This window comes from Mycobacterium sp. 1165196.3 (assembly GCF_001673415.1).
Taxonomy (GTDB): domain Bacteria; phylum Actinomycetota; class Actinomycetes; order Mycobacteriales; family Mycobacteriaceae; genus Mycobacterium; species Mycobacterium europaeum_A.
This window is the reverse complement of the sequence record NZ_LZLU01000250.1, coordinates 22460-33051: the sequence shown is the minus strand read 5'-3', so window position 1 is coordinate 33051 and position 10592 is coordinate 22460. Positions and strand designations below refer to the sequence as shown.

The following is a 10592-nucleotide window of genomic DNA, read 5'->3' as shown; positions in this document are numbered from 1 at the left end:
GGGTCGGGCAGGCCCGTCACCGTCAGCGAGCTGGCCAGCGAGAGGGCCCCGATGCCGGCGGCGGTGCAGCCCGCCAGCACGGCCACCCCGGCCAGCACCGGCCACACCAGCGTGCGGCGCTGGGCGAAGGCCTCGGTCGAGGCCCTGCCAGCCGGCGGGGCGACGGTCATACGTCCAGGGTATGGGGCGGCCCCGACCGGCTACCGAGGCTGGCTGGCCAGAAGGTCCTGGCGGGCTGCACCGCCGCCGGCATCGGGGCCCTCTCGCTGGCCAGCTCGCTGACGGTGACGGGCCTGCCCGACCCGGGTCCGGTGACCACGCTGGGGTTGCCGTTCGTGCGGGCGGCGGGCGAGATCGGCGCGGTGCTCGCGGTCGGCTCGTTCCTGTTCGCCGCGTTCCTGGTACCGCCGCAGCGGAACGGCGTCCTCGACGCCGACGGCTACCGGGCGCTGCGGCTGGGGACGGTGGCGTCGGGGGTGTGGGCGGTATGCGCCGCCCTGCTGGTCCCGTTGACCATCTCCGATGTGTCCGGCCATGCCGTCGCCGACATTCCCGCGGCGCGGATGTGGTCGCTGGCGGGCCTGATCACCAACGCCTCGGCCTGGCGCTGGACCGCGATCCTGGCCGCGGTGATCACGGTGGCGAGCCTCTCGGTGCTGCGCTGGTCGTGGACGCCGGTGCTGGTCGCCGCGTCGGTGGCGACGCTGATTCCCCTTGGCCTGACCGGTCATTCGTCCGCCGGGGGTTCGCACGACCTGGCCACCAACGGCCTGCTGATCCACCTGGTCGCCGCCAGCCTGTGGGCCGGTGGCCTGCTCGCCCTGCTTGCGCATGCCCTGCGGGGCGGTGGTCACCTCGGGCTGGCCGCCAGGCGTTTCTCGATGATCGCGTTGTGGTGTTGGGTGGCGATGGCGGTGAGCGGTCTGGTCAACGCGCTGGTCCGCGTGCAGCCCTCCGACCTGCTGAGCACCGACTATGGGCGGTTGGTCACCGCGAAGTTCATCGCGCTGTGCTTCCTGGGGGTGCTGGGCTGGCGTCAGCGACGCGTGAGTGTGGCTGCGCTGCAAGCGGATCCGAGCCACGGGCGTGGCGCGCTGCTGCGGCTGACGTTGATCGAGGCCGCCATTTTCGGCCTGACCTTCGGCATCGCCGTCGGGCTGGGCCGCACCCCGCCGCCGCCACCCCCGGCCCGGTTGCCGTCGATCCCCGAAGCCGAGATCGGCTACGACTTCGACGGACCGCCCACCGTGGCGCGCATCCTGTTCGACTGGCGCTTCGACCTGATCTTCGGTTCGGCGGCAGTCGTCTTCGCCGCACTGTATGTGGCCGCGCTGGTGCGGCTGCGCCGGCGCGGCGATCACTGGCCGCCGGGCCGGACCTCTTCCTGGCTGCTCGGCTGCGCGGTGTTGCTGTTCGCGACGTCGTCAGGCGTCGGCCGCTACATGCCGGCGATGTTCAGCATGCACATGGTGGTCCACATGTGCCTGTCGATGCTGATCCCGATCCTGCTGGTGCTCGGCGCGCCGGTCACCCTGGCGTTGCGGGCGCTGCCCGCCGCCGGCCGTGACGATCCGCCTGGCATGCGGGAATGGCTGCTGGCCGCGTTGCACAGCCGCTTCTCCCGGTTCCTCACCAATCCCGTGGTGGCCACCGTGCTGTTCGTCGCCGGGTTTTACGGGCTGTACCTGTCGAACCTCTTCGACGTCACCGCGAGCAGCCACGCCGGGCACCTGGCGATGAACGTGCACTTCCTGGTGAGCGGCTACCTGTTCTATTGGGTGGTGATCGGGGTGGACCCGACGCCGCGACCGATCCCGCCGCTGGCCAAGGTGGCGGTGGTCTTCGCCTCCCTGCCGCTGCACGCCTTCTTCGGCGTGGTGCTGATGGGCACCAAGAAGGTCCTCGGCGCCGACTACTACCGCTCGCTCGATCTGGGCTGGCACACCGACCTGCTCGGCGATCAGCGGCTGGGTGGGGGCATCGCCTGGGCGGCGGGGGAGTTTCCCCTGGTGATCGTGATGCTCGCGCTGCTCATTCAGTGGGCGCGCAGTGATCGTCGCACCGCCAAGCGGTTGGACCGGGCCGCCGAACGCGACGACGACGCCGAGCTGATGGCCTACAACGCGATGCTGGCCCAACTGGCGCGGGGCGAGCGGGCCCAGCGGTCCGGCCCGGCCGATCCCGACTGATCCACAGTCCCGGTTTCGTCCACAGCGGCGGCCCGTCTCCGGGTCGTTCCGGCGGTGTTCGTCGGTGGCGCCGCGCCTACTGGCAGCCATAGCCAATGCAAACGAGAAGGGATCAGCCCATGTTCGAAACGTCGCTCACCGTCGTCGGTCACATCGTCAACAACCCCGAACGCCGTCAGGTCGGCAGCCAGGAGGTCATCAAGTTCCGCGTCGCCAGCAATTCCCGGCGGCGCACCGCCGACGGCGGCTGGGAGCCCGGCAACTCGCTCTTCATCAACGTCAACTGCTGGGGCAAGTTGGTCACCGGCGTGGGGGCCGCGTTGGGCAAGGGTGCGCCGGTGATCGTGGTGGGCCACGTGTACACCAGCGAGTACGAGGACCGTGACGGCAACCGTCGGTCGTCGCTGGAGATGCGCGCGACCGCGGTCGGGCCCGATGTGTCCCGCGCGATTGTGCGCATCGAGCGCCCGGGCTACACCGGTCCGACCGCCACCGAGGCCGCCGCACCGCCGGCGGATGCGTCCGACGCCGCTGGTGAGGACGCCGACACCGAGGACACCGAGTCCGCCGACACCGGTCCGCTGCCGCTGACCGCTTAGCGGCGGCGGTCGCGCCGCCGGACGATGCCTAGGATGGTCCGCGAGATCACTTCGCAACCAGAAAGGCACAACCGCGGCATGGCTGAGTTCATCTACACGATGAAAAAGGTCCGCAAGGCGCACGGCGACAAGGTGATCCTGGACGACGTCACACTGAGCTTCTATCCAGGCGCCAAGATCGGTGTCGTCGGGCCCAACGGCGCCGGCAAGTCGAGCGTCTTGCGGATCATGGCGGGCCTGGACAAGCCGAACAACGGCGACGCCTTCCTGGCCAACGACGCAACCGTCGGCATCCTGCTGCAGGAGCCGCCGCTGAACGAGGACAAGACCGTCCGCGGCAACGTCGAAGAAGGCCTGGGCGAGATCAAGGTCAAGCTCGACCGTTTCAACGAGGTCGCCGAGCTGATGGCCACCGACTACTCCGATGAGTTGATGGAGGAGATGGGCCGGCTGCAGGAGGAGCTCGACCACGCCGACGCGTGGGACCTCGACTCACAGCTGGAGCAGGCCATGGACGCGCTGCGCTGCCCGCCGCCGGACGAGCCGGTGACCAACCTGTCCGGTGGTGAGCGGCGCCGCGTCGCGCTGTGCAAGCTGCTGCTGTCCAAGCCCGACCTGCTGCTTCTCGACGAGCCGACCAACCACCTGGACGCCGAAAGCGTGCAGTGGCTCGAGCAGCACCTCGCGTCCTACGCGGGGGCGATCCTGGCGGTGACCCACGACCGGTACTTCCTGGACAACGTCGCCGAATGGATCCTCGAACTCGACCGCGGCCGCGCCTACCCCTACGAGGGCAACTACTCCACCTACCTGGAGAAGAAGGCCGAGCGGATCGCCGTGCAGGGCCGCAAGGACGCCAAGCTGCAAAAGCGGTTGGCCGAGGAGCTGGCGTGGGTGCGCTCCGGGGCCAAGGCGCGCCAGGCCAAGAGCAAGGCCCGGCTGCAGCGCTACGAGGAGATGGCCGCCGAGGCCGAGAAGACGCGCAAGCTCGACTTCGAGGAGATCCAGATCCCGGTCGGTCCGCGGCTGGGCAACGTGGTGGTCGAGGTCGACCACCTCGACAAGGGCTACGACGGCCGCACCCTCATCAAGGACCTGTCCTTCACCCTGCCGCGCAACGGCATCGTCGGCGTCATCGGCCCGAACGGGGTCGGGAAGACCACGTTGTTCAAGACCATCGTCGGCCTCGAGCAGCCGGACAGCGGCACGGTCAAGGTCGGCGAGACCGTCAAGCTCAGCTATGTCGACCAGACCCGCGCCGGAATCGATCCCAAGAAGAACGTGTGGGAAGTCGTCTCCGACGGGCTGGACCACATCGTGGTCGGCCAGACCGAGGTGCCGTCGCGGGCCTACGTGTCGGCGTTCGGATTCAAGGGACCGGATCAGCAGAAGCCGGCGGGGGTGCTCTCCGGTGGCGAGCGCAATCGGCTCAACCTGGCGCTGACGCTCAAGCAGGGCGGGAACCTGATCCTGCTCGACGAGCCCACCAACGACCTCGACGTCGAGACCCTGAGCTCGCTGGAGAACGCCCTCGAGCAGTTCCCCGGCTGCGCTGTGGTGATCTCGCACGACCGGTGGTTCCTGGACCGCACCTGCACACACATCCTGGCCTGGGAGGGCGACGACGACAACGAGGCCAAGTGGTTCTGGTTCGAGGGCAACTTCGGGGCATACGAGGAGAACAAGATCGAACGCCTCGGCGCCGATGCGGCACGGCCGCACAGAGTGACCCACCGCAAGCTGACGCGCGACTAGTGTCAGCTCTGCCCCGCACCGCCACCCAGCGGGGCGACCGAGCGCACTGACCACCGTCGCCAGTTGGGAGCTATCGGCATGACGATCGATCCCGAAGCCAGACACGATCTCGAGCCGTGGACGACCTTCACCCAGCAGCGAGACATTCCCGAGTGGATCTCGAGGGCCTACGTAGAGAGCTATCGCGGTCCGCATAGCGACGAGTCGGGCGGCGCGGAAACCAGGCCCATCGACTTGACCGTGCCGGCGGCGATCGTGACCCCGGCCATGCTGAGCGCCCACTATCGCCTCGGCCTGCACCGGCCCGCCGGCGAAAGCCGCGTCGCGGTGTACCCGGCCGACGACCCCGCCGGGTTCGGGCCCGCGCTGCAGGTGGTCACCGACCACGGCGGCATGCTGATGGATTCGGTCACCGTGCTGCTGCACCGGCTCGGCGTCCCGTACACGGCGATCATGACGCCGGTGTTCGACGTGCTGCGCAGCCCGGAGGGCGAGCTGCTGCGTGTGCAGGCGAAAGCCGAGGGCGCATCGCAATACGAGGGTGAGGCGTGGATCCACGTGCAGCTGTTGCCGTCGGTCGACAGCAAGGGGCTCACCGAGGTCGAGCGGCTGCTGCCCAAGGTGCTCGCCGACGTGCAACAGGTCGCCAGCGACGCCTCGACCCTGATCGCCGCCCTGGACGACCTGGCCGCGCAGGTGGAAACCAATGCCGACGGCCACTTCTCGGCCCCCGACCGCGACGACGTCGCGGCGCTGTTGCGCTGGCTGGGCAACGGCAACTGCCTCCTGCTCGGCTACCAGCGCTGCCACGTGCACGACGGCCAGGTCTCCGGCGACGGGTCGCCGGGCCTGGGCGTCCTGCGGACCCGCACCGGCTCGCGCCCCCGGCTGACCGACGAGGACCGGCTGCTGGTCCTGGCGCAATCCGTGGTGGGCAGCTACCTGCGCTACGGCGCCTACCCGTATGCCATCGCGGTCCGCGAATACGTCGATGGCGCCGTGATCGAGCATCGCTTCGTCGGGTTGTTCACGGTGGCCGCCATGAACGCCGACGTCCTGGAGATCCCGACGATTTCGCGCCGGGTCCGTGAGGCGCTGGCCATGGCCGACAACGACCCGATCCACCCGGGCCAGCTACTGCTCGACGTCATCCAGACCGTTCCCCGTTCGGAGCTGTTCACGCTGAGCGCCGAACGGCTGCTGGCGATGGCCAAAGCGGTGGTGGACCTGGGCCCGCAACGAAACGCGTTGCTGTTCCTGCGTGCCGACCGGCTGCAGTACTTCGTTTCCTGCCTGGTGTATCTGCCGCGTGACCGCTACACCACGGCGGTGCGCCTGCAGATCGAGGACATTCTGGTGCATGAATTCGGCGGCACCAGGCTGGAATTCACCGCCCGGGTCAGCGAATCACCTTGGGCCCTCATGCATTTCATGGTCCGGCTGCCGTCCGAAGGCCCCGACGCCACGCCGGTCGACGTCTCCGAAGACAACCGGATCCGCATCCAGGCGCTGCTGAGCGAAGCCGCGCGGACCTGGGCCGACCGGCTCATCACCGCCGCCGCCGAAGGTTCGGTGGGCCATGCCGACGCCGAGTACTACGCGGCCGCCTTCTCCGAGGTCTACAAGCAGGCCGTCACCCCGGCCGACGCGATCGATCACATCGCCATCATCAATGCGCTGCAAGACAACTCGGTCAAGCTGGTCTTCACCGAGAACGAGGACGGGTCCGCCCAGCTCACCTGGTTCCTGGGCGGACGCACCGCCTCGCTGAGCCAGCTACTGCCCATGCTGCAGAGCATGGGCGTGGTGGTGCTCGAGGAGCGGCCGTTCACCGTCGAGCGGTCCGACGGGCTGCCGGTGTGGATCTATCAGTTCAAGATCTCACCGCACCCAACCGTCCGGCTGGCCTCGACGCAAGCCGAGCGCGACGCGATGGCCGAGCGGTTCGCCGACGCGGTCACCGCGATCTGGCAGGGCCGCCTCGAGATCGACCGGTTCAACGAGCTGGTGATGCGTGCCGGCCTTCGCTGGCAGCAGGTCGTGTTGTTGCGGGCCTACGCAAAGTACTTGCGGCAGGCCAACTTCCCCTATAGCCAGTCCTATATCGAGTCGGTGCTCAACGAGCACCCCTCGACCGCGCGATCGCTGGTAGCGCTGTTCGAGGCGTTGTTCGACCCCAGCCCCGATCCATCGTCGACCCGCGATGCGCAGGCGGCCGCCGCGGCTGTCGCCGCCGACATCGACGCGCTGGTAAGCCTGGACACCGACCGCATCCTGCGTGCCTTCGCGTCGCTGGTGCAGGCCACGTTGCGCACGAATTACTTTGTGACACGCGAAGGTTCGGCCCGGGCGCGCAATGTGTTAGCGATCAAGCTGGATGCCCAGCTGATCGGCGAGCTGCCGCTGCCCCGCCCGAAATACGAGATCTTCGTCTACTCGCCCCGGGTCGAGGGCGTGCACCTGCGGTTCGGCCCGGTGGCCCGCGGCGGCCTGCGCTGGTCGGACCGTCGAGACGACTTCCGCACCGAGATCCTGGGTTTGGTCAAGGCGCAGGCGGTCAAGAACGCCGTCATCGTGCCCGTCGGCGCCAAGGGCGGATTCGTCCTCAAGCGGCCACCGCTGCCCACCGGCGACGCCGCCGCCGACCGCGACGCCAGCCGCGCCGAGGGCGTCGCCTGTTATCAGCTGTTCATCTCCGGCCTGCTCGACGTCACCGACAACGTCGACCATGCGACCGGAAAGGTGAACCCGCCACCGGAAGTCATCCGGCGCGACGGCGATGACGCGTACCTGGTGGTCGCGGCCGACAAGGGCACCGCGACCTTCTCCGACATCGCCAACGATGTCGCCAAGTCCTACGGGTTCTGGTTGGGCGACGCGTTCGCGTCCGGTGGATCGGTCGGTTACGACCACAAGGCCATGGGCATCACCGCCAAGGGCGCGTGGGAGGCCGTCAAACGGCACTTCCGGGAGATGGACATCGACACGCAGGCGCAGGATTTCACCGTGGTGGGAATCGGCGACATGAGCGGCGACGTCTTCGGCAACGGCATGCTGCTGAGCAAGCACATCCGGCTGCTCGCCGCCTTCGACCACCGGCACATCTTCTTGGATCCCGATCCCGATGCCGCGGCTTCCTGGGAGGAACGCCAGCGGATGTTCGACCTGCCGCGCTCCAGCTGGGAGGATTACGACACGTCGTTGATCAGCGAGGGCGGCGGGGTGTACAGCCGTGAGCAGAAGGCGATTCCGGTCAGCCGCCAGGTTCGCGAGGCGTTGGGCATCGACGGCTCGGAGGATGGGGTCACCGAGATGACACCACCCAATCTGATCAAGGCGATCCTGCAGGCGCCGGTCGATCTGCTGTTCAACGGCGGGATCGGTACCTACATCAAGGCGGAGTCCGAGTCCGACGCCGACGTCGGCGATCGCGCCAACGATCCGGTGCGGGTCAACGGAAACCAGGTGCGCGCCAAAGTGATCGGCGAAGGCGGCAACCTCGGGGTGACGGCGTTGGGCCGGGTGGAGTTCGATCTGGCGGGTGGCCGGATCAACACCGATGCCATGGACAACTCGGCCGGCGTGGACTGCTCGGACCACGAGGTCAACATCAAGATCCTGATCGATGCCCTGGTGACCGCGGGCAAGGTCAAGCCGGAAGAGCGCAAGCCGCTGCTGGAATCGATGACCGACGAGGTCGCGCAGCTGGTGCTCACCGACAACGAGGAACAGAACGACCTGATCGGCACCAGCCGCGCCAACGCGGCCAGCCTGCTTCCCGTGCACGCCAGGCTGATCCAGTACCTGGTGGACGAGCGCGGCATCCACCGCGAGCTGGAAGCGCTGCCCGCGGAGAAGGAGATCGGGCGCCGCGCCGAGGCCGGCATCGGGCTCACCTCACCGGAGCTGTGCACCTTGATGGCGCACGTGAAGCTGGGCCTCAAGGAGGAGATGCTCCAAACCGAGCTGACCGAACAGGACGTCTTCGCGTCCCGGCTGCCGCCGTACTTCCCAAAGCCGTTGCGGGAACGGTTCACTGCGGAGATTCGCGCGCATCAGCTGCGCCGCGAGATCGTCACCACCATGCTGATCAACGACCTGGTGGACGCCGCGGGGATCAGCTACGCGTTCCGGATCACCGAAGACGTCGGCGTCGGGTCGGTCGACGCGGTGCGCACCTACGTCGCCACCGACGCGATCTTCGGCGTGGGGGAGATCTGGCGGCGCATCCGCGCGGCGAATTTGCCGGTCGCACTGTCGGATCGGCTCACGCTGGACACCAGGCGGCTGATCGACCGTGCCGGGCGGTGGCTGCTCAACTACCGTCCGCAGCCGCTGGCGGTCGGGGCCGAGATCAACCGGTTCGCCGCCAAGGTCCAGGCGCTGACGCCGCGCATGTCGGAGTGGCTGCGCGGTGACGACAAGGCGATCGTGGAGTCCGAAGCCGCCGAATTCGCCTCGCAGGGCGCGCCGGAAGACCTGGCCTACATGGTGGCCGCCGGCCTCTACCGCTTCAGCCTGCTCGACATCATCGACATCGGTGACATCAACGACATCGACGCCGCCGAGGTCGCGGACACCTATTTCGCGCTCATGGACCGGCTGGGCACCGACAGGCTGTTGACGGCGGTATCCGAACTGCCGCGGCGAGACCGCTGGCACTCCTTGGCGCGGTTGGCGATTCGTGACGACATCTATGCTTCGTTGCGGTCGCTGTGCTTCGATGTGCTCGCCGTGGGCGAGCCGGACGAAAGTGGTGAAGAGAAGATCGCCGAGTGGGAACACCTGAGTGCCTCCCGGGTCGAGCGGGCCCGCCGAACACTCATCGAGATCCAGGAAAGCGGAAACAAGGATCTCGCGACGCTGTCCGTCGCCGCCCGACAAATACGTCGCATGACCCGCACCAGTGGAAGAGGATCATCAAGTTGAGCGTCGGCTTCGTCGCGCCCGTGCCAGTGCGCTGGTCGGACATCGACATGTATCAGCACATCAACCACGCCACCATGGTCACCATCCTCGAGGAGGCGCGCGTCCAGTTCCTGCGCGAAGCGTTCGAGGTGGACATCATGACCATCGGTTTGCTCATCGCCGAGGTCAAGGTGACCTACAAAGGCCAGCTGCGGCTGATCGATTCACCGCTGCAGGTGACGATGTGGACCAAGCGGCTGCGGGCCGTCGACTTCACGCTGGGCTATGAGGTGCGATCGGTCTCCGCGGACCCGGCGTCGAAGCCCGCCGTCATCGCCGAGACGCAACTGGCCGCCGTCCACATCGAGGAGGAGCGCCTGGTGCGACTCTCGCCACAGCATCGGGAGTATCTACAACGGTGGATCAGGTAGCCGACCGCGGACTTTGGCTGGGTGCCGATGCCAGGGCCGCACACCGCAAGGATCTGGCCGCGTTCGTCGACCGCGCCCTGCGACTCGATGACGCCGCGATCATCCGATTCCGGACCCGGTCGCCGGGTCTGCTGACCGCCTGGGTCGCAACGGGTTTCGACGTGCTGGCGAGCCGGGTAGTGGTCGGCGAGGTGCGGCCCGCCGATCTGTCGGTGGGCGCCGACGCGCTGGCGCGTGGCCTGTCCGCGATGGACGACTCGGGGCATGTCGATCCGGGCTTCGCGATGGATTCGGCGTGGCGGGGTGCGTTGCCGCCGGAATCCGGCTTCACCCACCTCGAGGACATCCCGGCCCGGGTGATGCTGAACCTCGCGCAACGCGGAGCCCAACTTGCCAAGGAGCACAGCAGTTCTCACGGGCCGCCGGTGTCGCTGCTCGACCAGGAGGTCATTCAGGTCAGCTCGGCCGACGTTCAGGTCGGGCTGCCGATGCGCTGCGTGTTCGCGCTGACCGCGATGGGTTTTCTGCCGCAGTCGCCTGATGCGGTGGGCGCCGACGAATTGATCCGGGTCCGGATACTGCCGACGTGGTTGCGCCTCGACGCCCGGTTCGGTTCGGTGTATCGCCGCCGCGGCGATCCCGCGCTGCTGCTGGGCTGACGCGCCCGGTCGCGGGCGACGTCGCAAACGGATCAGGCTGAGTTTAAAGCC

At 68.1% G+C, this 10592-nt stretch carries 6 protein-coding genes; all 6 read left to right on the top strand.

The features are described from left to right. Positions 1–209 precede the first annotated feature (209 nt). The 6 genes from A5659_RS24245 to A5659_RS24220 all read left to right on the top strand — a co-directional run bounded on the left by A5659_RS24245 (position 210) and on the right by A5659_RS24220 (position 10541). Complete coding sequence (locus A5659_RS24245) at positions 210–2189, top strand: cytochrome c oxidase assembly protein (protein ID WP_067184811.1); 1980 nt, start codon at positions 210–212, stop codon at positions 2187–2189. A 119-nt stretch (positions 2190–2308) separates the two neighbouring features. Continuing rightward, complete coding sequence (locus A5659_RS24240; RefSeq protein ID WP_067184807.1) at positions 2309–2788, top strand: single-stranded DNA-binding protein; 480 nt, start codon at positions 2309–2311, stop codon at positions 2786–2788. A gap of 78 nt (positions 2789–2866) precedes the next feature. After that, positions 2867–4543 (top strand): energy-dependent translational throttle protein EttA, encoded by a 1677-nt coding sequence (gene ettA, locus A5659_RS24235; RefSeq protein ID WP_066860374.1) that lies wholly within the window; start codon positions 2867–2869, stop codon positions 4541–4543. Positions 4544–4621: 78 nt separating this feature from the next. After that, on the top strand, positions 4622–9472 hold the full coding sequence (locus tag A5659_RS24230) for an NAD-glutamate dehydrogenase (RefSeq protein ID WP_067184804.1): 4851 nt from the start codon (positions 4622–4624) through the stop codon (positions 9470–9472). Continuing rightward, positions 9469–9882, top strand: a complete 414-nt coding sequence (locus A5659_RS24225) for a thioesterase family protein (RefSeq protein ID WP_067184800.1) — start codon at positions 9469–9471, stop codon at positions 9880–9882. The genes A5659_RS24230 and A5659_RS24225 overlap by 4 nt, the downstream gene beginning before the upstream one ends. Next, entirely contained in the window at positions 9870–10541 is a 672-nt protein-coding gene (locus tag A5659_RS24220) for a hypothetical protein (protein WP_067023755.1), read from the top strand. Before A5659_RS24225 ends, A5659_RS24220 begins: the two co-directional genes overlap by 13 nt. Positions 10542–10592 lie beyond the last annotated feature (51 nt).